Consider the following 24,847-nt stretch of genomic DNA (forward strand, 5'->3'; position numbering starts at 1 on the left):
GAGCCGACGGCCGATCCGGCCGTCGGCGCTTGTATCAGCCGTTCAGCTTATCCTTGACTGCTTTGGCAGCGGAGAAGCCAAGTCCCTTGGAGGCCGGGATCGACAGCGGCTCGCCGGTACGCGGATTCTTGCCCTCGCGCGCGGCGTTGAGCTTGAGCTTGAACTTCCCGAACCCGTTGACCGCGACTTCCTCACCCTTGCCGACGGCATCCCCGATCGCGCCGAACGTGGCGTCGATGATCTTCTTGGCCTCGGCCTTGGTGGTGCCGGTCGCGCTCGCCACCGCGTCAATAAGTTCGGAAGAGTTCATGGGTGCAGCCTTTCATCTGTGTCTTGGATGGCATCGGTTGCCAATTTCGCGCGCCATCGTCGAGCAAAATCGGGCTTTCGGCGGCTATGGCGTAGCGGCAGGCCCAGCCATCCCCCCATTTCTTGGTATGGGAGAGCCAGGCCCCTTCTGCTGTCCTTGCCGGACCTTACACAAGGGAGCCTGCCATGATGGAAATGACCGATGCCGGTCATGGCCCGCGCGAAAGCGCCGCCATGCGTGCGATGTTCGCTGCCCGCAAGGAGGTCTTCATCGACCTTCTGGGGTGGGATCTGCCCGTCCTCGCCGACCGGTTCGAGGTGGACCAGTTCGATACGCCGGATGCCGAATATCTGATCCTGCTTGGCCCCGACCATGTCCATCGCGCATCCGCGCGATTGCTGCGCACCGAGCGCGAGCACATATTGGGGCATCTCTATCCGCGTCTTTGTGCCGGCATTGTCCCGACCGGGCCCAACATCCGGGAAATCACGCGCTTCTGTCTTGACCGGCATCAGCGATCAGCCGAACGGCGCAGCGCGCGCAATCAGTTGGTCAGCACGCTGGCCGACCACGCCATCCGACATGGGATCACCGACTATACCGGCGTCGCCGAGCAGGCCTGGTTCGATCAGATCGCCCGTTTCGGCTGGGATTGCCAGGCGCTCGGACCATCGGTGCGTCATGGCCGCGACCTGTTGGTGGGACTCCATATTCGTATCGATCACACCACCATCGACAAGCTGCGTGCCAATGGCGTGTACGAGCCGATCCGTTTCGCCCTGATCGGTAGCGACCTCGAACCATCGGCACGCGCGGGAGACATGCTGTCATGAACCCGCTCGAAACGATCGATCATCTGGCCGCGGTACAATATTGGACCGGTCGCCTATTGCGTGACGGCTTCTGCGTCATCCCCGACCTGCGTCCCCCTTGCGCGCTCCAGAAGCTGGAACGGGATCTGTCGCCCATCTTCGAGGCGACGCCCTTTTGCGAGGGCGGCTTCTATGGCGAGCGAACCAAGCGTTTTGGCGGCCTCCTGCGCCGTAGCCGCCATATGGCGCCGCTGGTGGAAGATCCGCTCATCGTCGGAATCGCGCACGAAATATTGAGCCCCGCATGCGACCGGATCCAGCTCAATGTCGCCCAGGCCATCGAAATCCATCCCGGTGCGCTGACGCAGTTGCCGCATCGCGATCACGACATGTGGCAAGGTGCCAAAGGCGCGCATGAATATCTGCTCAATGTCATGTGGCCGATCACCCCGTTCACGGCGGACAATGGCGCGACCCAACTCTATCCCGCGAGCCATGGTGCGGCCGGCATGGCCCGGCAGGATTATGACGAGCCGATCGCGGCGACCTGTCTGCCGGGGTCCGCGATCCTGTTCCTGGGTTCCACGTTGCACGGCGCAGGCGGAAACAACACAGGCGAGGTCAGGCGCGCGATCGTCACCGGCTATTCGCTGGGCTGGCTCAAACCCTATGAGAATCCCTGGCTTGCCTATCCGCCCCCGGTTGCGCGGACCTTCTCGCCGGCGCTGGCCGCCCTGGTGGGATATGCCCAGCATCGCCCCAATCTGGGCAATTATGAGGGGCAATGTCCCTCGATCCTGCTCAGGGACGAGATACCCGCGCATATTGCCGCGATCGATGCGCTCCGGCCCGACCAGATGGATCTGGTCGATCATTACCTTAGCCGACAGGTGCCGGGGAACGACAGACCCTGGCTTCAAGACAATGGCGCGGGCACGGGCGGGTGAGTCCGGCGCAGATTCTCGAGCGCAGCTACCAGACGCTCAAGCAGCGCCTGATCGATGGCGGCTTTCGTCCTGGGCAGCGTCTGGAGGCTACCCGGCTTGCAGACGACATGCATGTCAGCATCACGCCTGTCCGGGACGTTCTCAACCGGCTGACAGGGGAAGGACTGGTCGAAGCCATTGCAGGCGGCGGCTTCTACGTGCCGTCGCTGGACGAGAGTATGTTGCGTGACCTGCTCGACTGGAACGCCGCACTTGCCCTGCTGGCCATCCGCAAGCCAAGATCATCTATCGGCAGTGTCACGACGTTGGAGCATGATGCATCGGATGTGCCCGAACGGACCGCGCGTCTTTTTCTCCGTCTTGCCTTGAGGCAGGGCAATAGTGCGTTCACTCGCGCTGTTGAAAGCGCCAATGATCGGCTCCATGCCATGCGCCAGCTTGATGAACGCGTGATCGGGAAAACGAGCGAAGAATTGGCTGAGTTGGAATCGGCAGCCGAAACTGCGACGGCCTCGGCATTGGCCAAGCACGTCCGGCAGTTTCATGCCCGTCGAAAGGCGCGGCTTGCCACCTATATACGCTTGCTGCGAACACCGCCCGCCATGCCTTGATTGTAATGGCCAAGGCGATGACCGACTATTGGACAGGCGACCGCATCATCATGTCCACCCGGCATGCAATGTCTTTCCATAGCGCCACGCCAGCCATGTCTCCATCAACGGCAAGGGCGCCGATCCGTTCGGCCACTTTGCGCGGCGCGTTCTCACCATGCTGCTTCATCAGCATGGACACGGCGCCCCACAGAAGTTGATCGTGTGTCATGCTAGGGTAATCCGTTCGACGGCAATCAGGTCAAAACCGTCACGCACACCGATCACGACGACGCGCTTGCCCAGCAGCGGCCGCCAGGCCTTGGTGATCTCCAGTCGCCACTCGCCTCCATCGGGAACACGCAACACCGGATAGAAGTCGCCTTCCAGAAGAATGCCGGTCAGTTCGTGGCGCGTTCCCCTCGGCATCAGCGGCACTGCCCTCGCGCATAACGGTCCCATCGCAGGACGGTGCCTGACCTGATCATGGCGCAGCTTATGTCGCCCGTGCCCGCCAGATTGCACCATGCCCCTGTGCGACCGCCTCGTGCCGATCCATTCGACACGCAGCACATGGTCGGCGCCGATACAAGAATATGGCCGGTCCGCGCCTTGCCTTTCGCGCCGCCCAGCAAGCGTACCAGCCGGTCTCGTGCTGCAATAGCCGATGCCTTGGGACAGGGGTGACCCTGTTTGCATGTGCCGTCCATCTCGCGTGCCGCGATACCGGCCAACCGCACCCTTGGACCTTCGGCACACCAGATCGGGGCGTCCCCGTCCCAGACATGGGTCGGCGTACAGGCAAAGGCCTCCCCGGATGCCAGAACGACCGCAGATAGGACGGCAAGCATGAGCCTGACTTCAGCCTTCGGCCAGGATGGTCATGACGCTGTCGAGACTGCCCTTGACGACGAGATAATTTCCCTTCTCGAAATTGACCGCGCTGGTATCGTTCTCACCGCGGAAGCGTCGAACGAAACTGACCCGATCGACATTGACAACCACGAAATCACCGTCCGGCGTTTCCAAACGCACATATCCGTTCATACCTGTTCCCGATTTCTCAAACGGCGACGCTAGCGCGGCTGTGCCAGGTTGCACAGCCACCATGCCGCCGATTGCACGAGATTGCAGAAGGCAGCAGTTTGTTCGGCCAGCCGAATCGGACGCTGGCCAAGTTTAAGGGATTGGGCGTTCGCCGTGGACGACAGGCACAGGCCAACACTGGCAATGAGGGGCTTTGGGATGCTCTGGGCATAGGGTTCACTCCAGTGGGCGTCGTGATTGCGTGCGTAGAGATCCAGAATGACACTGGCCTGAAAGGGCGCGAAAAGGGCCATGGACGACCATCTGCCTAGCCGAAATTTTCGCGAGCGGATAAAATTCGGTGTCGAGGTATAGCCTTGTCGGCGCGGATGGATAAGATCGCGTCTGGGTTCCAGGGGGAAGTGTGCATGCGAATTCTGATCGATCGTCAGGAACAGCAGTGCGCCTTGGTCATGCGGACGGACCAGACCAACAAGAAGCTTGCGGTTTTCGTGCATGGATTCGGCGGAACGCATCTTACTACCTGGGGTGATCTTGCCTCGTGCCTTGAGCAGATCGCAGATGATGAAGCCCCCTTCGGTGACTGGGACTATCTGTTCTTCGGCTACGACACGCCCAGTGCACCCAGCTTGATGTCTATTACGCGCAGATTGGAAACCTGGATTCAGGACGCGGCTGAGGGGGACGGCATATTTCCCCATGCCTATGAAAGATTTGCTCTCTTTGGCCACTCCCTTGGCACACTCGCGATACGGCAACTTCTTTGCAGCACGATCGGGCATCCCATCCGCTTCAATGAATCACTGCAGGCGGTGGTCTTGTTTGCGAGTCCCGTCGATGGCAGCTGGCTCGCCAAATGGGCAAGCTGGTCCGGATTCTTAGATATGATCTCTAAGCCCCACCTTTTGCTCTCGGGTGCGAACAAGGTTGCCGCTGCGCTGGAACCGGGTGGACCCCTTATCGACATGCTTCGAACATGGTACGCAACAATCCGCTCCTACGTTAATTATCCCCAAGTTCTTATCGTGCAAGGTAGCGACGATGCAGTGCTGGGCTACGGCACTGGCGAAAAATGGGAAGACGACCGCCGCAAGGAAGTATCCGGAGGCCATATCGCGATGACCAAGGTAAAGACGACCGATTGGCACCAGTCCGTCATGCGCGACCGGATCAAGGCTGCCCTATTATGAGCCTTGCGCAGCGCCGTGTGCCCATTCGCGGCTTGAGACGCTCCTGGCCGGGCCATGGGTTGATGAAGGTGCGCTTGCCGAACAGATGGTCGTCCCCCCCGTAATGCCCCGCGATGACGTCTTGGCCGGTCATGGGTTGATAGACTTACCCGCGCAGACGATCTCAGCCGACGAAGCTCGCCTTCTTCATCTATCGAGAGCTCTGCGGTTTCATTGGGACGAGCCCGTCGAGGAAGAGCTTTTTGAGCTACGCGACTCAATGGATGAAGCTCTAGGCTTCTTAGCGTTGCAGGAGCTTTCAATCGCGACGGGTTATCTGCCGCTGGAGGAAGCCTGGGCTGACGCACGCAGGCGGCTTGCGGCTACCCTTTGGCCAGCCGCTGCGCGTGGCTATGTCGACGGCTATGGATTTATTGGCGTGCGCATGCTTGCGGCGCGAGTCAATGTTGAACTGGGACTGCCCGCCTTGCAGCCGCCTGAACCATTGCCGAACGGCGCCATCAGGTTTGCGGGCATGCTCAGCGAACTCAGAATCTGGTATGAGGATGGGCCGATCGATATATGGCTCAGCATTCTGGACGATTTTGCGCTGTCAGATTTGGATAAGCTCGACTTTTCTGAAGCGCTGAAAAATGCGCGTCCCGACCACGTTGCTCCCGATATTTCATTCGCCCTGCTTGGGGCGGCAACGTTCCTGTCCCGCCTCGCCAATCTTTTCGATATCATGCCAGCGGCCGAGCGCCCACTCTATGGCATCTATTTCAGCTATTGGCTGGCCAAGTTCTTTGGAAGGTCCTTTGACGGGGGGCGCTTCAAGCGATTGCCGGACGAACCCAACTGGCCGCAGCTATTCAGCCAGTCGAGGCTTATACCCACAGACCGGCGCGCTGATATCATTGGTGACGTCGCCATCCTGCGCGCTACTTGGACCGCTACCTACACACTCATTGAAAAGCTCGCGGCTGTCGAGGAACGCGCTGATACGCGAGAGGCAGAAAAAGTCCGTGCACGCCGGCGTAAGCCTCAGCCCAAAGATGCTCCCCAGAGACGACATTACAAACGGTCTGACGAGCCCGTCATTGAAGCCGCGGCGGAGCCGGCACCCGAACCGGCGCGGCCGCGCTACAGACCTTCAGCGTCCGCTGCCGAAGCGCCGGAGGAAGCACAAGCCCCCGAACCGGCGGACGCCGAGGAGGAGAACGAAGGCGGCCCAAGGCGCGGCTGGTGGCAAAGAAGTTTCGGCCAATAACCGTATTAGCCGCCGCCTGCCCTGGTCAATCCAAACCTGCTCCTTAGCTCGATCGTCACAAGTTACTTCCGCGTCTCGCCGAGGCCTTTTAGCGCCTGAAGCGCCGCGCTCCCAACCATGCGCGTGAGCTGAACAACGATGTCGCGAAACTCCCATTCGCCAAAAAGTTCGACCGGTAGCTCCGCGAGGATCGCCGCATAGCGGGCGCGTAATGCACCCCGGGCATTCTCTATTTCGGCTGCAAGCTTGCGCTGCCTGTCCTCAAGAGAGACCTCGAGAATTTTGCCTCTGACTGATGCGCCCTAGAGGCCCTGTCCGACATGGGTGATAGGAATAAGAGCGCAAATCCAGCGAGATAGGCCGCATGAAATCGGTCCCGGCGCGCTATGTCAGGATCTTTCCCGCTATGGAAGGCGGCAGTGTCTCAGGATGCATCGGACGCCAAAAGCCGAGCGTCCGTTCATGTCAGAAGATGGTGTATCGCGGCGGCTGGGCGATGCGAGTGGCGCAGCGCCGGTGCATGCGCCGCGCCATCGTCGCGCTCGCTAGGCGGCTCACCCGATAACACTGTGGTGAGCTAGCCTTTCGCGTGGCCCATGTCCTTTGCTTTGCGCCCATGACATTCCGCCAGAGCGTGCCGCACCTGGGCTAATGGAGCATATGCGAACTCACCGCCAAGCGACCAGCCGAAGCGGTCACACATGTCGAGCATCTGACGCTCGAATGTGTGGGCATCCGCGCCGTTGCCGAACATGCGAAGGCCCAAGGGAAGGTATCGGATCGTGGCACCTGGTGGAAGGCCACCGGACAGCTCTGACATGCGGCGCTCCAGATTGCCCGTCCGGCCGAACTTGATGACCGCCCATCCGGCAGTCAAGATTTTACCAGGCGCGAGCAGGTTCAACGGTCCGTCCAAAAGCAGGAGGTAGACTCCGGTCCGACCGTCCTCCGAGATGCTTACCGTCCGCCCGAATGATGGAGCCGGACCCCGCGAACTCCGGTCCCGCACGGTCCATTGTTCTGATGAGATCAAGCGTCTGATCCGCGAGACCTCGACCGCGAGCGCCGCCAAATCAGTTCCGAACTCACTCCAGATCCGGGCATCGATCGCGCCACCCGGTCGCAATCCGGCATTCTGGCTCGGCGGAACCTGCGGATCATGCTTTCTGAAATTGCGCAGCCGCATCGCGATCCCGGACGGGTTGCGGAAGTTCGGCAGCACCGCGCGGCCGTCTCGCCGGCCGGCGGCCCGAAGGACTGACGAAAGCGCGATCACCTCCGGATGGGTCTTCTCCGCACGCGGCGCGCGCAGATAGAGATCGAACAGAAGGATCGTCTCGTCCCGGGTCCAGTCCGGATTGCGTCTGACTGCCCTCCTGTTGGATCCGTCAAGCGTGGTCGTTATTTCATGCATTAAGCCAATACAGCCGCAGGCGACAGGCTTGGCAACACATACGGCGGAAAAGGCCTAGCCGATGCAATAAGCTCGTGACCTGCGAATCCCCGTCGTGTAGCGTAACCAGCATGATATGGGGCCGGGCGTAACTTGATTATTTACTTGGACAACATGGCCGCGACACCCATCGATCCGCGCGTTGTGGAGCGTCACGGCCTTGCCATGCTCTCAGCATCGGGCAATGCGAACAGTTCGGAGCACGCCGCGGGTGTACAGGCGAAGCGTGAGCTGGACGAAGCCGCCGAGGCCCTGCTTCACACTCTTGGGAGTGATGCCGCAGACGTCACGTTCACCCCTGGCGCATCTCCAGCACTCTGGCTTGCTATCGAAGACGCGATCGCTCGTGCCGGCAAGCGCGTCCCTCGGATCGCCGCGACAGCGGTCGAACACCCCGCTCTCCTCTCGGCATTGCACCGGGCTGAGCGGGATGGCCGCGTTCACCTGACCGTGCTTCCGGTCGACGGGGTGGGGGCACCCCAAGTTGAAGCCATCGAGCGCGCTCTGAACAATGGAGTGGATCTCCTATGCACCATGGCGGTGAACAACGAGGTCGGCACCGTCACCGATCTTGAAGCCATCGGCGAGCTGGTCTCGCACAGCGGCGCGCGACACCTGATCGATGCCAGTCAAGCCGCCGGGCGCATCAACATGAAGCACGTCGTCGCTGCCGATCTCGTCGTCGTCAGCGGAGCCAAGCTCTACGGTCCCCGTCGCGCCGGCGCACTCATAGGCACGTTGGCAACTTCGTCAGCCGCCTTGGCGCACGACGTATTCGGCAGCCCCGATGTGCCATCGGCGGCGGCGCTTGCCTTCGCTGCACAACTGCGAGTGGAGGAGTCCGGCGACGACGAAGCGCGCCTCCTGCTGATGCGCGACGCACTTCAGGCGCACCTGCTCGATGCGGTGGAGGGGCTCAGAATCAACGGGAGTCCCAGCCAACGGCTGGCCGGGAGCCTGCACGTCTCCACCCCCCACGTGCCAGGAGATGTCGCCGTCAGCCGTCTGTGGGGTCGTGTAGCGGTATCGACCGGCGCGGCTTGCCAGTCCGGCGTGCCTGGGCCCTCGCATGTCCTTACGGCAATGGGTCTTTCCGACTGGGCGAGGGAGGGTGCGGTGCGCATCGGTTTGGGCAAGATGAACACGGAGCAGGAGGTCGAGGAGGCTGGAGCACTTATCGCCGCGGCCCTTTCTTCTGCCGAACCCGCCCGGAGATATGCATGAACGCCGTTGCCATCCGCCCCCGCTTCAGCGGGCATGAGACGTTCGCGTGCCGCTTCGCGTGGCTCCCCAAAGCGGTGCGTCTGATCGCGAGAGATCCCGCAGCCCTCCAGGACGACGAGCGAGCCATCCTCGAGCTGGGCCTTGGCAAAAACATGGTGCGATCGCTGCGGTTCTGGCTCGAGGCGTTTGGTGTCGCCTCGGCGCGCGGCGGCACGTGGAAGCTGCTGCCGTTCGGTGAGGCCGTCTTCGCGGAAGGGGGCCTGGATCCATACATCGAACGGATCGAAACCCAGTGGCTTCTGCACTGGCAGCTGAGCACCCCGGTGGAGAACCCCCTCTTCGCGTGGCGGCATATCCTCTACCGCCGCATGCGACCCGACTTCACTCGCTCTGAACTGCTCGCGGAGATGCGCCTCGAGGGTCGGCGGCTCGGATACGAGCATTCTGACGTGACCCTGGTCCAGCACGGCGACATCTTCCTTCACAGCTATCTCGGTTCACTGAGCTCGGCCTCGCCGGAGGACGCCCTCGACGGGCCGCTCGTAGATCTGGGTCTTGTCGCGAGGCTTGGCCGGCGGCGCGGCGGTGTCGATCGGATTGAGCCTGTGTTCGCGCTATCGCGCATCCCCATCTCCGAGATCGGCTCCCCGGTCGTCGACTATGCGATTGCTAGCTTCTGGCAGGAGCGGCACGGCGCGGAATCCGTCATCTCGTTCAGGGACCTTGCGCACGCGGAAGGCTCCCCAGGCGCAACTTTAAGACTGGAAGCTGAGGACCTGCGCGACCATCTGGACCGCACAAACGCGCTGTGGAGCTATCGGCCGTCCGGCGATTCTGGAAGCGTCACGGCCGTCCGCACGCCTGACCCGGATGCAAGACTACGGGAGATCTACGCGTGAACCGTGCGACGACCATGGGCGACTTCCTGGGCGAGCCTGGAATGTTCTACCGTTCGGTGGCACTGGAAAGAGATGTCAGCGATCCAGCCGCGGGACGCTCGTTCGTCTTGACGCCTTGGCTCGAGCGCGTTGCTTCCGAAGTCATCACCGGACTGCAAGAACGCTCAACCCGCAGGGCTTGGCGCGTGATCGGCGACTTTGGAGTGGGCAAGTCTGCGCTGGCCCTGGCTCTGGTCCAGGCGCTTGACCCTCGGCTGAGCGACAAAGCAATGCCGGTGTGCCAGCTTGCTGAGTCCATTGGCGGCGCGCCCCGCATGTTTCCACTTCTCGTTACCGGGTCGCGCGATGGGCTTGCGTCTGCCCTGACATCCTCGATCCGCAAGGCCGTCGCCACGAAGGGCCTACTTGGCACGAAAGCATCACGGGAGGTGCTAGCTGTCGACGATCCCTTCGATGCGATTGTTGAGCTACGCGACAGGCTGCACGCCACAGGCCAGTTCGATGGCCTCCTGCTCGTCGTCGACGAGATGGGCAAGTTCGTCGAGAGCACGGGCGATGACGACGGCGCCGATGTCTACCAGTTGCAGGCGCTAGCCGAGGCTGCAGCTCGCTCTGGTGACACGCCGCTCGCTGTAATCCTCATCCTCCACAAGGGCTTTCAGTCCTACGGCGAGGACTGGCGCGCCGCGCGACGGACCGAGTGGCAGAAGGTAGCCGAGCGTTTCGAGGAACTGGTATTCGACCATCCCCTCTCGCATACGGCTGCCCTTCTGTCCGCTGCGCTGGGCGTCGAGGAAGCCTCACTGCCAGCAAAGGTCCGCAAGACGCACGACGATGCCGTCCGGCGTGTCCGCGCACTCGGTTGGCTTGGACCTCGCAACGGCGCCGCCGCAGCCGGCTGCTGGCCGGTCCATCCCTCGGCTGTCCCGGTGATGGCGCGGTTCTTCGCAACCTTTGGCCAGAACGAGCGCTCGCTGTTCGGTTTCGCCGCAAGCGAGGAGCCGAACAGCCTCAGGGCCTTCGCCGCCGCGACGCTGGGGGCCGATGGCCTTTACGGTATTCACCAATTCTTCGACTACGTTGCCTCGTCCTTCGGGCATCGCCTTACCTCGCGTGCAGGAACGGGCGAGTGGGATCGCATCGGTGCGGTCCTTGAACGAGCGGCTGATGCAGACGCGATTGAGACCGCGGTCCTCAAGACCATCGGCATTCTGAATCTCCTCGATGCCCCCGATCTCGCGGCCACCATGGATAGCGTTCGAGACATCCTCGCCCCGGCATTCTCTTCAGAGGAAGTAGGGAGCGCAATCGGTCGGCTTGCAGATGGAGGACTGCTGTTTCAACGCCCAGGGCGCATGGAGCTGCGTCTATGGACGAGCCGCCGCGTCGACCTTTCGGCGATTTGGGCTGACGCGGAGCGCGAGGTCGATGCGAAGCAGGTTCTGCGCGAACTTCCCAGGCATCTGTCGGCCCTGCCCATCCGCGCGCACGTCTTGGCGCGCCGGCACTCGGTGACGACAGGAACCAACCGCCGGTTCGCGGTTAGGTGCACCTATGCCTCCGCCCTCGCGGGGTACGCCGGACATGGCGATGCGGACGGCGGTCTGGTCGCGGTGATCTGCGGCAGTGACGATGAGCTGCGCATCGCGCGCGCATGGGCGACACAGGTCACCACGGAGCATTCGACGATGCTGGCTGCGGCTGTCCCGACGAAGGGTGAGCTTGGTCAACCGATGATCGACCTGCTTCGTCACCGATGGGTGGTGGCAAACGCAGCTGAACTGAAAGAGGACGCCTACGCGGCCGCGGAGATCGAACGAACAGTCGCTGAGCTGGAGAGGAAGCTTTCCGCCTCGATTGAATCGGCGCTGGGGTTGCGGGGCCATGCTCCGAGCGATCCACTGGACCTGTTCTGGAATGGCAAGGCGCAGCCGCTGCTGAATCCTGCCCACGTCCGCATCTCGACGCTGTGCGACGCTGTCTACTCTGAGGCGCCGAAAGTCGAGAACGAACTCGTAAACCGACACGCGCTGACGACGGCCGGTGCCGGCGCGCGACAGCGCCTGATAGACTCTATGTTCGATCGGCCGCTCGATCCCGAGCTAGGATTCAAGCCAAACAAGAATCCTCCCGAGCGCGCGCTCTATCTCTCGTTACTGCGGCGAGGAAATGTGCATCGCGAGGAGGGCGGTGTTTGGACTTTAGCCCCTCCACCCCTTGACGCCGATCCATTGCGGCTACGTCCCGCGCTTGACGCGATGCAGGCTCGGCTCGCGAACGATGGCGACCGCGTGGCGCTCATCGACCTCTATGCCGAGATCGAAGCGAAGCCCTATGGTGTCCGGCGTGGCCTGTGCTCGCTGCTTCTCGCCATAAACCTGGTCGCGGCAGGATATCGAGTGGCGTTGTTCGAGCGCGGAACCTACTGCACGAGGCTCGACGGCGCCGCGTTTATGCGCATGCTCAAATCGCCCGAACACTTCACCCTCCAGTGGGTGTCGCTCGAGGGGGTCCGCGCCGACGTCTTCCACCGGATTGCGGCCCTTCTCGGTCAGCCACCCGTGGAAAGTGGCATCAGGACCGTAGTTGATCCGCTGATCAAATTTGGCGTGGAGCTGCCTTTCCACGTCCAACATTCATCCGCACTGAGCACCGAGGCGCGCAACGTCAGAAAGGTCCTCTCCCAAGCGCGGAGCCCAATCGACCTAGTGTTCAACGAGCTTCCAATCGCCTGTGGCAGCGAACCGTTCGCGCCGAATGCCCATCCCGATTCCGAGCTTGCGACCCGGTTCGTAAAGCGACTCGATGCCGCAGTGGCAGAGTTGCGCAGCTGCTACCCCAAGTTGCTTGAACGAATGCGGGTCGAGGCGCTCGCGGCGCTGGACGCACCAGATCGTGCCGCGATCATCGACCGAGCCGCAGGGCTCGTCTTCAGAATTCGCGAGCAGCAGCTGCGGACGTTCGCGACTAGGCTGGCCGACGGCGCGCTTGGCGAAGACTCGTGGACTGAGGCCCTTGGCGGCGCAGTTATCGGCAAACCTCCCTCGCGCTGGCTCGACCATGACGTCGAGATGTGGCGTTCGCGCCTTGCGGATCTGGCTGCACACTTCAGGCGCGTCGAAGCCGCAGCCTTTGGCGAGAGCGCTTCGAAGCGCAAGGCTGTTCGCGTCTCCCTGACCCGTGCGGACGGCGAGGAACGATCGGTCATCGTCGATCTTGATGGGCTTAGCTCCGACCAGGTCATCGCGATCCACAGCATCGAGCGGATGGCGGCGGATGCTAACCTAAGCTTGGACACTGTCGCTGCGCTGCTCTCGCTCGAGAGCATGCAGCATGACGACCAGGTCGTCGCCGAACCGAATGCAAGGACCGCCAGTTGAAGACTCGTCACATCCTCAGCCTCTCAGGCGGCAAGGACAGCGCGGCGCTCGCTGTCTATCTTCGCGACCGCGTCAGCGACATGGAATATATCTTCCACGACACGGGCAAGGAGCTGCCCGAGACCTACGACTACATGGCGAGACTGGAGAGCATCTTAGGGCAGCCCGTTACGCGGACGACTCCGGAGGACACTTTCGAACACTGGCTTGCGGTCTACGGCGACATGCTGCCTTCGAACCACCGGCGTTGGTGTACGAAGATGCTGAAGCTGAAGCCATTCGAGAATTACATCGGCGACGATCCCACGATCAACTATGTCGGCCTGCGCGCGGACGAGAAGCGGACAGGCTACATCAGCACCAAGCCAAACATCACCGCCGTCTATCCGTTTCAGGAGGATGGGCTAGTGCGCGCGGATATCATGCGGATTTTGGAGGACAGCGGTCTCGGCCTCCCGCCCTATATGGAGTGGGGCCGCTCGCGGTCGGGCTGCTACTTCTGCTTCTACCAGCAGAAGATCGAATGGGTCCGTCTCAAGCGCAAGCATCCTGACCTGTTCGAGAAGGCTAAGTGGTATGAGGAGCGCAGCGCGCTCGTCAGCGATGGCTTTACGTGGTGCAGCCGTGAATCGCTCAAGGAGCTCGAGCAGCCCGAGCGAATGGAGCAGATCGAGAGGAACTGGGAGGCGGCCGCCGCTAGGAAGTCGGCCAAGCGGGCGAATTTGCCGCTGTCGGCGGTGCTGGCCGGCGCCGAATTCGAGGAGGAGGAGCCGGAAGGCTGCCTCATCTGCCAGCTGTAGTCAGCCGCGAAGCGAGGTCCAACGCCGGCCGTCCGCGGTACCACGTAGACGACCCACCATCGAGACGGGTGGGCCGCCATGACGGCCTCCTCAATCTCCAGCAGCGAAGCGCCAGCCTCGCCCTCAACGGCGGCCACCGACGCGGCCGGCACCTCGAGCGCGGCTACGCTGAAGGTTTCGATCAGTTCATCCGAGGCCTCGCCGGATGCGTCGAGCCTTGGAGTAGTACGCGTCGATCGCATCGGCCGAATCCTCGCCGGCGCATAAGCAGAGCATTCGGTCGTCCCCGATTGACATAAGGCAGATCGTCGGAACAGTCCTACGTATCGCGCGGCGCCGGCTTCGCTTTGAGCTCGGGACGCCTGGCCGTTTGCTTTGCCGTCGCAGCCGCCGCAGCGATGCCGTCTGATGCCCCAGGGGGCGGATGCGGTGCGTCACCGCCGTCCGAAGAGTTCCCGCCACCCTCCACATCGTCGTTTCCGTCATCGACCGCCTCGCCGATGACCAGCACTACCGCCGGTGGGCCCGGATGCACCCATCCAGCACCGTGCGCGATGTAGACGCACCCGCCGACTCGGTCGCACTTCCCCTCCGTCGGGAGGGGCTTGTCGCCGAACAGTTTGATCCACGTCTCAGACCCGTCGATCTGCGTAGATAGCGCCTGGACCTTAGCCGCTGGCGACCGGCGGGCCTTCTGTTCTTCCTCGGTTCCCTCTGGCATGGCTTCGAGTTGGGTGCGGAGCAGGTCCAGATGTTCGCGACAGGCGAGCTTCAGCTTCGAGATCAGCGCTGGCGTCAGCCTGACGGTGCTCTTCTTCTTGAAGTGCGACACCACGAGTTCCGACGCATCCAGCGTGGTATCGGACACGCCGTCCACCGAATAGTAGCGGATCTTTCCCCGCGCATGCTTCGAGATGGGCGGCATGATCGGAGGACCGACGCGCGTCAGGTGGCTGCCGAGCTCATGCTGTAGCTTGATCGAGTAGATAGGCCGCAGCCGGTCGCGGTTGCCCAGGTCGAACCCGCCGTTCTCGAGGAACTTGGCCAACTCGCCGAGCGGCACCGTCCGGAACGTGTTAAAGCGCCAGTCGATGCGGTAGACCTCGGAGCCCTGCATCATACCCTCAGTCGAGGTGTTTGTCGCCTTGTCGGCGGGCGTCGTCACGGCGTTCGGATCGCCGAACATGAGGATCACGCTCATATTCCGGTCCGGCGGCCGGCCGTGGGTCGAAAAGGCCAGGTCGCAGTCGGGACTCAGGATCACGACCGAACTGCTGCGATCGGCGGTCAGGAAAACGTCGCCCAGCTGCACGAACGGGACGTCCGCGATCGGCGAATCCTCGGTCGCCCGGGGGTGCCCCCCGAGCTTCCCTAGGTTCCGGGCGAATAGCGCGTTATGGTATAGCGACGCGACGCCGATCGACGGCTCGGCGGGACTGAACGGCCCAACGGGGAACTCCAGGGCGTCGATCACTGCCTGTTGCTCGCGCAGGCCAGTCTCGAACGCGAGTGCCGTAAGATGCGAGGAGAGCAACCAGGACAGATAGTCGCCGAGCGGGTGTCCGTCCTCGTGCAGCGCAATGCGCTGGATGTAGGCGAAGTCGCCGATGTCCAAGTCGTCGATCGTAGCTGTTAGCGCCTCCGCAGCGGCCTTCGCGCTCGCCTTCACCGCATTGATGTAGCCGCCGAGCGCCTCAGAGTGCTGCATCCCGCGGGCCAGCATGTCCAGGTGCGCCTTGACTTTCCATTCCTCGTCCAAGTCGAGCTTCGACACGAACGCGAATGACGCCGCCTCGATACGCGCGCTGCGCCTGAAGTCGGAGCGCATAGCGCGCACGCCCTCCCTGGTCGACATCAACACGATCTGCTGCCTGCGCGACGCGTCACGCTGGTCGTGGACCTGGCCGGCGATCTGCTCAGCGCGCTCGCCGCTCTCGACCTTGTCGTCCAGATAGTAGTCGATGAAGACGATGTCGTATTGGTCGATGCCCGCCAGGTCGTCGTCGGGGCCGAATTCGACAACCCTGCACCCACCGGTCTCCCTGATCGACTCCGCGATCTGGCGCATCGACTTGCGGCGGTCAATCAGCTCCTGCGTGCGAGCCGACACATCGCCCATCTTCGCGAAGGCCAGGCCATGGTCGAGATCGGGCCTGGTCAAGGCCTCTATGGCGGCATCCGGCCCGGCCGCCACCTGCTCGGCGCTCATGCCACGGCCCAGCAGGTCCTCGAGCACGTCGGCGTCGCCCAAGAAAGCTACGACCGCGTCTCGATCGTCCTCAGGCACCCGCTCGAGCGCCAGCGGCCGAAGGTCGTCGTCGATCATCGCGATCGCGGTGAAATCCGGGGCCGCCGGCTCCGGTGCATCGGCGGCGGCGGGCGAGATCTCTGCCAAGGGATCAGTCATCTTTTCCGAGTTCCAGGATAACGGAGTGGATGTAGCCGTTGTCGTCAGCGTCACCCAAGGTCAGGCTGGCGCCGTGGTAAGCCGCGATTTCTCTACCGATATAGAGGCCCAGCCCGCGGCCCTGCTTCTGCTTCTTGGTCGTGAAGAACGGCTCGAAGACGATCTCGCGGCGATCCTCGGGGATGCCGGGCCCGTCGTCGGTGACTGTCACGCGTCCCTCGTCGGGCTCGACCAAAACATGGACGGTGCCGATCGGGCCGTCACACTCCGACTCGACCACACTGCGATCGTACTTGTTCTGCTGCTTGATCCAATAGACCGAGTTCGAGAGCAGGTTCTCGACGATCTGGACGAACATGCCCTTCACCGCGCGAACCTTGCGGTGCGAGCCGCGCGGGGAAACGCGCGTCTCGAACCCGATGCCCGCGCGCGAGTTGTGCGCGGCGAAGCCCTCGACGATGTCCGTAACCCAGTCGCCCAGGTCGAACTCTTCTTTAGTCTGCCGTGCGTTCGTCGAGAGCGGATCGAGCACTTTCAGGCGCTTCTGGAGCGTGCGCAGCTGTGCGTCCAACACCCTAAGCTGAGTGCCGGTCATCTTCGGATCCGACGAGGTCCGCGCGCTGGCGATCGTCTTCAGGCCGCCGGCGGTCGCGCGGTAGAGTTCATGCGCTAGGATCTCGATCAGCAGTCCGACACTCGCGAGATGCATGACCCGGCTGCGCTCTTGCTCCGACGCGCGCGACGCGGTCTCAACGTCCGACGCCGCTTCGCGCAGCGAGGTGACAGCGTCCGTGACCTGCTTGGAAAGCCGACGGCCCTCGGGCGACAATTTCAGCAGCGCCATTAGCGCTGGCATGATCTCCTCGAGCCGCGCGTCCTCCGCGCGGAACCGGTCCAGTGCGTCCGTCGCCTTGACCCGGTTGGCCCGGTTGATCTCCTCGTCGACCTGAACGACGAAGCCTCGGAAATACTCCATCGTCGCGCCAAGCAGGCCGACGAACGCCTCCTTTTCGGGCGTGTCCTTCAGCCCCTCGCGGTTCGACTGGTCCACCAGATACCTATTGCCGGCCTTCGAGATGAGCGCGCGGCCCACGATCTGACCGCGGTTGAGCTTGAAACCGCTCGTCGAGAAAGCGTCGCGGTCGAGGTCCAGCCAGTCATCTTTCGGCCCGCCGTAGGGATTGACACGGTAGCCGTCACGGTAGAGCGACACCCCGCCGGCCCAACTGGCCAGCAGCCGGCGCACGGCGGCGAGGTCGCCGATGCCCTCGATCTTCTTGAGGACGCGGCGGTTGAACCAGTAGACTTCCAGCTTGAACGGCCCCATCCGCTTCAGCGTTTCGGCGGACGCCTCCCCGGCCAGCGTGGCGACCTCGACGCCCTTGAACTCAAAAGGCCGCCTGCGCTTGCGCAGCCTGTAGTCCATTATGCCGGACAGCACGGGCCTGCCCCATTTGTCCCATTCGAGCGTCGCGTCGAACACCCCGTGGGCATGATCCAGGATGAAGCTGGAGAAGGGGGGTATCTCGACGCTGATCGCGTTGAACGTAAGCTTCAGCGGTAGCTTGCGGCGGCTGAACGGGTCCACTAGCTTCGAGAAGTGTTCGCGGGCAAGCGCGTCCAACTTGTCGTAAGTCCACGCGGCGGTCAGCGCCGTTATTCTGACTATCGTCCCATGACGATCAGCACCCTTCTTCGCTCCGACCTCCGGCTTCACGTCGATCGAGGAGATGTCCTCGTCACCGGCGTCGGCAAAGTCGTTCCAGTTGATGTTGAGCACGTTCCAGGTCGGGTCGGCGGCCGTCGCAGTGATCACCTCTAGGCAGTCGCCGAGCCGCATGGCGGACAGCCGCCCCAAGCCCTTCTCGCCCAGGATGACGTGATCCTCCTGGCCCTCGACCGGCGGACAGGAGGCCTGCCGGTCGCGCTCGCGCGCGCGCTCGCCGGTCCCGATCGTGAGATAAACCCGCTCGAGCGTGGCCTCGCTCATGCCGGTGCCGTCGTCGTCGACGTCGATCCGGTTCGCTTCGCGCAGAGCTGTGACGAACTCGCGCTTGTTGTCCGCGCCGCGCAGGGCGGCAATCAGCTCGTCTGCCTCCGGCGCCTCCTCGTCGACCGCATCGATCGCGGTTTCGCGCAGATGTCGCCAGTTGCGCGGCGCGGCCGACGGCTTGGCGATACCGCGTTCGTTGGGCTCGCGGCGCTCGCCGAGTTCGCGGAGTAGTTCGTCGTAGGTCTCGAACGGCATGCGCACGAGCACGTCGACGCGGACATCGGGCGACCTTGCGTCCAGTGAATTTTTGACCAGCTCATAGAAGGCTATCCCGTCCGAACTGATTAGGTCGGAACCCAGGTGGAGAATCGTACGAGCAGTGACACGAAACTTCATCCCGCCGCGCTCTGGATAGGACCAACCCGCTCTGGACGCGATCCAACCGTCATCAATACTTCGTCGTCGGCGCGCAATGCTTTCCCCTTATCGATCAACATCATGCCCACAATGTCGGCCCCGGTCCATCCCCTCAGGAGATTTGCCGCCATGTCAGACGCAATGGTGTATGGCTGGGGCCGGCGTCACATGCGCCGCCGTTTACCGCCCCGAGGATAACCATTCGTCAAACCAAGTGGCTGAAGACCAGATGTCACGCTTCCTTACCGCTTTGTGGATCCGAATAGCGCAAAATACTGTCCTGCGGTCAATAGCCGCGTTCTGATTTTCATCAGGTTCGAATATGCCAGCGTCCGACACTGCTATCAGAACGATATCCCGCGCGCTGCTATCGCTGCTCGAAGCAGCGATTTCGGTTCCAATGATGGTCACTCTCGCTGCCTTAACGGACAGCGGCTATAGGGCCTAAATGTCGGGCGGGTGAATGGCTGGGATGGGGCGCGTTGCCCCCCTTCAGCGGATTCTATATAGTTTGTGAATGACGGCTTTGTTGGATTTGTCTCTCCGAAGCCGACTGTCGCGAAAGTCCCATTTCTAGCCACAGAGCGGGCGGGCCATATCTGACGCTCGGGCCGATAAGCAGACAGAATTTGCGCAAGTTTTGGTCGCTCAAGTTGATTCGTTTAGTTCTGGGCATCAGCATCCTTCTGACGCTAAGGTGCCGAGGATGCGTACCGATCTTGAACATCTTCCGGCCAATAAGCAGCGTGAGCTCGACCGGGTAAAGCAGATAATCTTCGAGGAATTCGATGATGCGCTGGCGCTTGCCCGGCATGATTGGAAAAAGAAGGGCCGCATTCTGAAGGTCATTCTGTATGGCAGCTATGCCCGCGGCGGATGGGTGGATGAGCCTCATACCGCCAAAGGCTATCAATCCGACTATGACGTTCTGATCATCGTCAACGATCAGCGCCTGACCGATCGCGTCACCTACTGGTCCAAACTCGATCAACGCCTCATTCTCGAACTGACCGTTACCAAAGGGCTGCGGACGCCTGTGAACTTCATCGTTCACACTCTGCAGGAGGTGAACGACGGCCTGGCCCACGGACGCTATTTCTTCATGGACGTCGCCCGAGACGGTATTGCGCTATATGAGGCGGAAGATACCGAACTCCATCAGCCCAAACCCAAAACGCCTAGCCAAGCGCTGGAGATGGCGCAGGAATACTATGAAGAGTGGTTTCCGGCCGCAATGAAGCGCTTCGACATCGCGAAATTCGATATTGAAAAGGCCTATTTAAAGGATGCCGCTTTCGATTTGCACCAGGCGTGCGAACGTCTCTATCATTGCGTCCTATTGGTTTGCACATTTTATTCCCCCCACGTGCATAATCTGGGCTTCTTGCGTACGCAGGCCGAACGCATCGACCGCCGTCTCGTCCACGTCTGGCCGGGGGACACGAAAAAGGACCGCGCAGCCTTCGAAAAGCTCAAAGATGCCTATGTGAAGGCGCGTTACTCCAAACATTATCGCGTCTCTCTCGATCAGCTCAACTGGCTGGCGGAGCAGATCGAGGAGCTGGGGCGCGTCGTACATATGGTGTGTTCGGAACGCTTGGCCGTCCTCGAAGGCGAGGTCCGCAAGGCGGGCTGACCCACCCTTGCATGCCCTTTGCCAAGTTGGCATGATTGCTGGGCACGACGGGATCGATCTGGCTACCGGGTGTAGGATTTACCTGCCAGCATCATGCACACCTGTCCTGTCCGGACGGGTGGCCGTTTCGGGATAAGGCGCGCACCGCGCTGGACGACGGCGACCATCGCTGATCTGGCTGTCCGGTTTTCCGGATATTCCAGCATGCCGCGTGGACGCTTTCCATGCTTTATCATTGCTGCCTGCCTGTGCGGACGAACTGCGAGCCATTGCCATGAGCGCCGGGCCAAAGGACAGGCCTGTGCTGACCGCGACCAGCGCGGACAGCGCGCTGCTCGACACGCTTTTTCGGCAAGAGGCTTCACGCCTGCTTTCCTATTTCCGGCGAAAGACCGGGGATGCCGAAACCGCCAGTGATCTTGTCCAGGAGAGTTTCGTTCAGATTGCGCGCGTTCCGCGGATTGGCGATCTGGTCAATCCCGCCGCCTATCTACAGCGGGTTGCCCGAAATCTCCTCTTTGGCCGCGCCCGTGGACCGCGCCGAGCCTTCGAGCGGCAGATGGTCGCGCTTGAAGAGGACATCAACTGCGCCCATCCGCCACAACAAGAAATGGAGATTGAAGCCGGAGACCTGCTTGTCCTTTACGAAAAGGCTGTTGCCGGTCTAGCGCCAAAAACACGTGAGATTTTCCTGATGAGCAGGCGCGACGGCATGACCTACAAGGAAATTCAGACGAAGATCGCGCTAAGCATGGGTGCCGTAGAATATCATATGATGCGCGCCATAGCCCATATCGACCAATATCTGGACGACCATGACCAATTTGCCCGCTGATCCCGCCCCTGACCTGGACCCGCGCACCGTTGCGGCCATGTGGCTGGCAAAAATGCAGCGACCCGATGCCGAGCGGTATCGATCGGATCTTGATGCGTGGCTCGCCGCCGACCCTGCCAATCTTTCGGCTTACAATAAGGCGGCCGGCCGTTTTCACGATGCGAAGATGTTGAGCCGGTCAACGCGATGGCAGCGAGCACCGGGGGATCGTCCCGGTCACCGCACGCAATGGGCTCTCGTCGCGATCGTTGTTGTCGTGTTGGGCGCAGCCTGGCCGCTCTGGAACACGCTATCGCCCCCTGCCACAATCGAGACCAATGGTCGGCAGACCGCTGCAGTAGACACAAGTGTCTCATCAGCCACCATAGAAAACCAGCATGGTGCGATTTCCCGCCGGCGCCTGCCCGACGGATCATTCGTATCGCTGGATACGCAAAGCGTGATGCGGTTTGCCTTCAACCCGAAGGCCCGGGATATCTGGCTGGATGCCGGCCGCGCACGCTTTTCCGTTGCTCATGACGGTCGCCCGTTCATCGTGCACGCCGGAACAGGAACAGTGACAGCAACCGGGACAGTGTTTGACGTCGCCCTTGCGCTTGGCGGATCCGTGCAGGTCAGATTGCTGGAAGGGGGCGTCGATGTGCAAACGTCGATCGCACGTCCAATGCCGCCGCGTAAGCTGAAGGCGGGTCAGGCCCTGACCTTCACCCGGATCGATCATGCCGTGCCGATCGCCGCCATCGACCCGCGCGACATCGAATGGGTCGATGGCATGATGGCATTTGAGTCCGCCCCCCTCTCGGAAATCGTCGCTATCGCCAACCGGTATGCCCGCGCACCGATCCGCATCGAGGGCAGCGGCCTTCCTGACATGCGGCTGTCCGGTCGGTTTCGGATCGACAATTCCGACCGGCTAGCTGCCAATCTGGCCCAAAGTCTCGATTTGACCGTAGAACATCAACCCTCTGGTGCGATCATCCTGCGACGCTGAAATTATTTTACGTCCCCCTTAAGGTCTTCGCCTAACCCCGCATCGATCCCCTTGAACGACCGCCAACGGCAGGCGTCACAAAAGGGGCTGACTATGCGTATTTCCGGAATTCTGCATTCTACTCTGCTCGCCAGCGCGGCGCTGACCACGCTGGGGGTGTACCAATGCGCTACGGCCCAAACCGACGTCGCGCTGCCATATAATCAGTCCAGCCAGCCAATGGCCGAGGCGCTGCGCGAGGCCGCCGCTGCAGCCAGGATGGAGATATTCTTCGTACCTGCCGATGTCGCCGGGCTCACTGCGCCTTCGCTGCAGGGACAATTCACGCCGCAGGTCGCCATCGATCGATTGCTGGCCGGAACCGGACTGCATGCACGTATTACGGACGGGACTATCTTCATTCGGGGGCGAGATGCGGCGGCGGATGCCCTCGCCTCGGGTGAAGCGGCGAACGCGATCGTCGTCACCGGATCCCGGCTGAAGGGTGTTACGTCGCCATCGCCTACCATCGTGCTAGATCAGGAAGACATGCGGAACGCCGGGCAAACCAATCTTGGCGACGTCGTTCGGAGCATCCCACAGAGTTTCGGCGGCGGCCAGAATGTGGGTGTTGGACTGAATGTCCCCGCCGCCAGCGGCGTCAATGTCGGCTCGGGATCAAGCATCAATCTGCGCGGTCTGGGATCGGATGCAACCCTGACACTGCTCAACGGTCATCGGCTGGCCTATAATGTGTCGCGGCAAAGCGTCGATGTGTCCGCCATCCCCATGCTGGCCGTCGATCGCCTCGAGATCGTGGCGGACGGTGCGTCCGCGATCTACGGATCTGACGCTGTCGCCGGCGTTGCCAACATCATCCTGAAACGCGACTTCGACGGCGTCAGCGCCAGCGCCCGGCTGGGAATGTCGACCGATGGCGGCAACGAGCAGCAGCAATATGGCGTTATCGTGGGGAAAAAATGGGGTAGCGGCGGGGCTTTCATAGCCTATGATTTCGAACGCGACACGGCGATCGAGGCGCGCCAGCGCAGCTATACCGCCAGCTATGGCGCGCAATCCCTCTTTCCCGCTGTAAAACGGCATAACCTGATCATGAGTGGCCATCAGGCATTGACCGCTGATCTCACATTTTCGCTCGACGCGCTCTACAACCACCGCACCAGCCTCTACAATTATCCGCTTAACGCGACCGGAGACTATCGCCAGTTGGGAACATTGCTGTTTCCGCGCAATACCTCCTTCGCTCTGGCGCCGTCGCTGGACTGGTCGGTCGGCCAGGGCTGGTCGCTCTCCCTTGCTGGCATGTACGGCAAGGACAAGACGCACTATGATTCCGACACCTACATCAGCGGATCCGTCTTTTCGTCGGTCCGCGCTTGCTATTGCAACGATGCCCAGTCGATCGAACTGAATGCCAGCGGGCCGCTGATGCAGTTGCCGGGCGGCGAGGCCAAACTCGCCGTCGGCGGCGGCTATCGACGCAATGGATTTCATGCCTATCGGACAACCGGCTCGCCGCAAAACATCAATGTGTCTCAGGACAGCTATTACGGTTTTACCGAACTGAACCTCCCGCTAGTCTCGCGGATGATGGGCGTGCGCTTCGTCGATCAACTGACGTTCAGTGGCGCGATCCGCTATGAGGATTATCCGGGCATCGACAAGATCGCCACGCCCAAGCTCGGCCTGATCTACGCGCCCACGCCCGATTTCTCATTGAATGGATCCTGGGGGAAATCGTTCAAGGCGCCCACCATGTTCCAGCAATATTCGGGGAAATTCGTATCGGTCACCGCGGTGCGCAATGTGGGCGGATCGGGCTATCCGGCGAACGCCACCGCGCTATTGGTGACCGGGGGGAACCCCGATCTCAAGCCCGAGCGCGCCACGAGCTGGACAGCGACGCTCGATCTCCACCCACGAGCAGTCCCAGACCTGCAGATCGAATTGAGCTATTTCGACATTGCCTATCGCGATCGCATCGTCGCACCCATCACCTACAGCAGTCAGTCGCTGAGCAATCCCATCTATGCGGATTTGATAAATGTCTCGCCGTCCGAGGCTGACAAGGCGTCCGCTCTGGCAAATACCGAGTCGATCAATTATCTGACCGGCGCCTACAATCCGGCGACCGTTGTCGCCATTGTGGACAATCGCAACGCCAATGCTACGCGGCAGAATATCAAGGGCGTGGATCTGTCGGTTCGCTACGCGCTCGCCCTTGGCGGCGGGCAACGACTGACATTCAGTGCCAACGGCAGCTATCTGCATAGCGCGCAAAAGCTGAGTGCCAGCCAGCCGCTCGTGGCTCTGGCAGGCACGATCTTCAATCCGCCCCATTATCGGGGTCGCGGTGCCGTCACCTGGACCAACGGCGCCACATCCTTGTCGACGACCCTGAGCTATATGGGATCGACGGAAGACCTTCGCTTCACGCCTGTCACCCGATCGGGCGAGATGACGACGATCGACCTTACGGCGCGGCATCATATAGGCGAGGCGGGTCTGCTATCGAACATGGATGTGGGGCTGACCCTTCTCAATATCCTCAATGAGAAGCCGGGGGTCGTGCGCCGCTCGCAAGTCTACGATCTGCCCTACGACTCCACCAACAATTCAGCGATCGGGCGCTTCGTCAGCCTTTCGATCACCAAGCATTGGTGATCG

Annotated in this window: 22 protein-coding genes; 13 read left to right on the forward strand and 9 right to left on the reverse strand. The window is 61.9% G+C overall.

Features of this window, described 5'->3' with window-relative positions; genetic code table 11:
* Positions 1 to 34: 34 nt before the first annotated feature.
* Positions 35 to 310 carry an HU family DNA-binding protein gene (locus K9B33_RS11470; RefSeq protein ID WP_224548862.1) on the reverse strand — a complete coding sequence of 92 codons (276 nt, stop codon included), beginning with the start codon at positions 308 to 310 and terminating at the stop codon, positions 35 to 37.
* Between the two features lie 185 nt (positions 311 to 495).
* On the opposite strand from K9B33_RS11470, the gene K9B33_RS11475 reads away from it, so the two are divergent.
* From K9B33_RS11475 to K9B33_RS11485, 3 genes are read left to right on the forward strand one after another with little or no spacing between them, the layout of a single operon-like run.
* The gene (locus tag K9B33_RS11475; protein WP_224548863.1) at positions 496 to 1,143 is read left to right on the forward strand and encodes an acyl-homoserine-lactone synthase; all 648 of its coding nucleotides are present in this window, start codon (positions 496 to 498) and stop codon (positions 1,141 to 1,143) included.
* Positions 1,140 to 2,069: a phytanoyl-CoA dioxygenase family protein gene (locus K9B33_RS11480; RefSeq protein WP_224548865.1), complete on the forward strand. Its 930-nt coding sequence runs from the start codon at positions 1,140 to 1,142 to the stop codon at positions 2,067 to 2,069. The genes K9B33_RS11475 and K9B33_RS11480 overlap by 4 nt, the downstream gene beginning before the upstream one ends.
* Positions 2,066 to 2,680 (forward strand): GntR family transcriptional regulator, encoded by a 615-nt coding sequence (locus tag K9B33_RS11485; RefSeq protein ID WP_224548867.1) that lies wholly within the window; start codon positions 2,066 to 2,068, stop codon positions 2,678 to 2,680. The genes K9B33_RS11480 and K9B33_RS11485 overlap by 4 nt, the downstream gene beginning before the upstream one ends.
* Before the next feature lie 25 nt (positions 2,681 to 2,705).
* Here the strand turns inward: K9B33_RS11485 and K9B33_RS11490 are convergent, their stop codons facing one another.
* The 5 genes from K9B33_RS11490 to K9B33_RS11510 are packed head-to-tail and all read right to left on the reverse strand — an operon-like array spanning position 2,706 to position 3,999.
* Positions 2,706 to 2,891, reverse strand: a complete 186-nt coding sequence (locus K9B33_RS11490; protein ID WP_224548869.1) for a DUF6961 family protein — start codon at positions 2,889 to 2,891, stop codon at positions 2,706 to 2,708.
* Complete coding sequence (locus K9B33_RS11495; RefSeq protein WP_224548984.1) at positions 2,888 to 3,088, reverse strand: DUF5818 domain-containing protein; 201 nt, start codon at positions 3,086 to 3,088, stop codon at positions 2,888 to 2,890. The genes K9B33_RS11490 and K9B33_RS11495 overlap by 4 nt, the downstream gene beginning before the upstream one ends.
* Positions 3,088 to 3,510, reverse strand: a complete 423-nt coding sequence (locus K9B33_RS11500; RefSeq protein WP_224548871.1) for a thermonuclease family protein — start codon at positions 3,508 to 3,510, stop codon at positions 3,088 to 3,090. Before K9B33_RS11500 ends, K9B33_RS11495 begins: the two co-directional genes overlap by 1 nt.
* A 10-nt stretch (positions 3,511 to 3,520) precedes the next feature.
* A complete protein-coding gene (locus K9B33_RS11505; RefSeq protein ID WP_224548873.1) occupies positions 3,521 to 3,694 on the reverse strand; it encodes a hypothetical protein in 174 nt (57 codons plus the stop codon).
* Between the two features lie 41 nt (positions 3,695 to 3,735).
* Complete coding sequence (locus tag K9B33_RS11510) at positions 3,736 to 3,999, reverse strand: hypothetical protein (RefSeq protein ID WP_224548875.1); 264 nt, start codon at positions 3,997 to 3,999, stop codon at positions 3,736 to 3,738.
* A 114-nt stretch (positions 4,000 to 4,113) separates the two neighbouring features.
* Between K9B33_RS11510 and K9B33_RS11515 the strand changes: the two genes are divergently transcribed.
* Together K9B33_RS11515 and K9B33_RS11520 are read left to right on the forward strand one after the other, a co-directional pair.
* Complete coding sequence (locus K9B33_RS11515) at positions 4,114 to 4,896, forward strand: esterase/lipase family protein (RefSeq protein WP_224548877.1); 783 nt, start codon at positions 4,114 to 4,116, stop codon at positions 4,894 to 4,896.
* Between the two features lie 103 nt (positions 4,897 to 4,999).
* Positions 5,000 to 6,145, forward strand: a complete 1,146-nt coding sequence (locus K9B33_RS11520; protein ID WP_224548879.1) for a hypothetical protein — start codon at positions 5,000 to 5,002, stop codon at positions 6,143 to 6,145.
* Positions 6,146 to 6,722: 577 nt separating this feature from the next.
* On the opposite strand, the gene K9B33_RS11525 is transcribed toward K9B33_RS11520, so the two are convergent.
* Positions 6,723 to 7,559, reverse strand: coding sequence for a hypothetical protein (locus tag K9B33_RS11525; RefSeq protein ID WP_224548881.1), 837 nt, complete (start codon positions 7,557 to 7,559; stop codon positions 6,723 to 6,725).
* Between the two features lie 144 nt (positions 7,560 to 7,703).
* Between K9B33_RS11525 and K9B33_RS11530 the strand changes: the two genes are divergently transcribed.
* From K9B33_RS11530 to K9B33_RS11545, 4 genes are read left to right on the forward strand one after another with little or no spacing between them, the layout of a single operon-like run.
* Positions 7,704 to 8,822: a cysteine desulfurase family protein gene (locus tag K9B33_RS11530; protein WP_263499551.1), complete on the forward strand. Its 1,119-nt coding sequence runs from the start codon at positions 7,704 to 7,706 to the stop codon at positions 8,820 to 8,822.
* Positions 8,819 to 9,721, forward strand: coding sequence for a DUF4007 family protein (locus K9B33_RS11535; RefSeq protein WP_224548882.1), 903 nt, complete (start codon positions 8,819 to 8,821; stop codon positions 9,719 to 9,721). The genes K9B33_RS11530 and K9B33_RS11535 overlap by 4 nt, the downstream gene beginning before the upstream one ends.
* Entirely contained in the window at positions 9,718 to 13,101 is a 3,384-nt protein-coding gene (locus tag K9B33_RS11540) for a hypothetical protein (RefSeq protein ID WP_224548884.1), read from the forward strand. The genes K9B33_RS11535 and K9B33_RS11540 overlap by 4 nt, the downstream gene beginning before the upstream one ends.
* The gene (locus tag K9B33_RS11545; RefSeq protein WP_224548886.1) at positions 13,098 to 13,901 is read left to right on the forward strand and encodes a phosphoadenosine phosphosulfate reductase family protein; all 804 of its coding nucleotides are present in this window, start codon (positions 13,098 to 13,100) and stop codon (positions 13,899 to 13,901) included. Before K9B33_RS11540 ends, K9B33_RS11545 begins: the two co-directional genes overlap by 4 nt.
* 319 nt (positions 13,902 to 14,220) lie before the next feature.
* On the opposite strand, the gene K9B33_RS11550 is transcribed toward K9B33_RS11545, so the two are convergent.
* Positions 14,221 to 16,308 (reverse strand): hypothetical protein, encoded by a 2,088-nt coding sequence (locus K9B33_RS11550; protein ID WP_224548887.1) that lies wholly within the window; start codon positions 16,306 to 16,308, stop codon positions 14,221 to 14,223.
* The gene (locus K9B33_RS11555) at positions 16,301 to 18,697 is read right to left on the reverse strand and encodes a sensor histidine kinase (protein ID WP_224548889.1); all 2,397 of its coding nucleotides are present in this window, start codon (positions 18,695 to 18,697) and stop codon (positions 16,301 to 16,303) included. The genes K9B33_RS11550 and K9B33_RS11555 overlap by 8 nt, the downstream gene beginning before the upstream one ends.
* A 727-nt stretch (positions 18,698 to 19,424) precedes the next feature.
* On the opposite strand from K9B33_RS11555, the gene K9B33_RS11560 reads away from it, so the two are divergent.
* The 4 genes from K9B33_RS11560 (at position 19,425) to K9B33_RS11575 (ending at position 24,844) form a co-directional block, all read left to right on the forward strand.
* Positions 19,425 to 20,354 carry a nucleotidyltransferase and HEPN domain-containing protein gene (locus tag K9B33_RS11560; RefSeq protein WP_224548891.1) on the forward strand — a complete coding sequence of 310 codons (930 nt, stop codon included), beginning with the start codon at positions 19,425 to 19,427 and terminating at the stop codon, positions 20,352 to 20,354.
* Positions 20,355 to 20,655: 301 nt separating this feature from the next.
* Positions 20,656 to 21,189 (forward strand): RNA polymerase sigma factor, encoded by a 534-nt coding sequence (locus K9B33_RS11565; RefSeq protein WP_224548893.1) that lies wholly within the window; start codon positions 20,656 to 20,658, stop codon positions 21,187 to 21,189.
* On the forward strand, positions 21,170 to 22,180 hold the full coding sequence (locus K9B33_RS11570) for a FecR family protein (protein WP_224548895.1): 1,011 nt from the start codon (positions 21,170 to 21,172) through the stop codon (positions 22,178 to 22,180). Before K9B33_RS11565 ends, K9B33_RS11570 begins: the two co-directional genes overlap by 20 nt.
* Before the next feature lie 93 nt (positions 22,181 to 22,273).
* The gene (locus tag K9B33_RS11575; RefSeq protein WP_224548897.1) at positions 22,274 to 24,844 is read left to right on the forward strand and encodes a TonB-dependent receptor; all 2,571 of its coding nucleotides are present in this window, start codon (positions 22,274 to 22,276) and stop codon (positions 24,842 to 24,844) included.
* The last annotated feature ends 3 nt before the right edge of the window (positions 24,845 to 24,847 follow it).

This window comes from Sphingobium sp. 3R8 (assembly GCF_020166615.1).
In the GTDB taxonomy this organism is placed as follows: Bacteria; Pseudomonadota; Alphaproteobacteria; order Sphingomonadales; family Sphingomonadaceae; genus Sphingobium; species Sphingobium bisphenolicum.

Coding starts and splice junctions, on each gene's coding strand:
- K9B33_RS11470 (WP_224548862.1), bottom strand. CDS start 310: ATGAACTCTTCCGAACTTATTGACGCGGTGGCGAGCGCGACCGGCACC.
- K9B33_RS11475 (WP_224548863.1), top strand. CDS start 496: ATGATGGAAATGACCGATGCCGGTCATGGCCCGCGCGAAAGCGCCGCC.
- K9B33_RS11480 (WP_224548865.1), top strand. CDS start 1,140: ATGAACCCGCTCGAAACGATCGATCATCTGGCCGCGGTACAATATTGG.
- K9B33_RS11490 (WP_224548869.1), bottom strand. CDS start 2,891: ATGACACACGATCAACTTCTGTGGGGCGCCGTGTCCATGCTGATGAAG.
- K9B33_RS11495 (WP_224548984.1), bottom strand. CDS start 3,088: ATGCCGAGGGGAACGCGCCACGAACTGACCGGCATTCTTCTGGAAGGC.
- K9B33_RS11500 (WP_224548871.1), bottom strand. CDS start 3,510: ATGCTTGCCGTCCTATCTGCGGTCGTTCTGGCATCCGGGGAGGCCTTT.
- K9B33_RS11510 (WP_224548875.1), bottom strand. CDS start 3,999: ATGGCCCTTTTCGCGCCCTTTCAGGCCAGTGTCATTCTGGATCTCTAC.
- K9B33_RS11515 (WP_224548877.1), top strand. CDS start 4,114: ATGCGAATTCTGATCGATCGTCAGGAACAGCAGTGCGCCTTGGTCATG.
- K9B33_RS11520 (WP_224548879.1), top strand. CDS start 5,000: ATGCCCCGCGATGACGTCTTGGCCGGTCATGGGTTGATAGACTTACCC.
- K9B33_RS11525 (WP_224548881.1), bottom strand. CDS start 7,559: ATGCATGAAATAACGACCACGCTTGACGGATCCAACAGGAGGGCAGTC.
- K9B33_RS11535 (WP_224548882.1), top strand. CDS start 8,819: ATGAACGCCGTTGCCATCCGCCCCCGCTTCAGCGGGCATGAGACGTTC.
- K9B33_RS11550 (WP_224548887.1), bottom strand. CDS start 16,308: ATGACTGATCCCTTGGCAGAGATCTCGCCCGCCGCCGCCGATGCACCG.
- K9B33_RS11555 (WP_224548889.1), bottom strand. CDS start 18,697: ATGAAGTTTCGTGTCACTGCTCGTACGATTCTCCACCTGGGTTCCGAC.
- K9B33_RS11560 (WP_224548891.1), top strand. CDS start 19,425: ATGCGTACCGATCTTGAACATCTTCCGGCCAATAAGCAGCGTGAGCTC.
- K9B33_RS11570 (WP_224548895.1), top strand. CDS start 21,170: ATGACCAATTTGCCCGCTGATCCCGCCCCTGACCTGGACCCGCGCACC.
- K9B33_RS11575 (WP_224548897.1), top strand. CDS start 22,274: ATGCGTATTTCCGGAATTCTGCATTCTACTCTGCTCGCCAGCGCGGCG.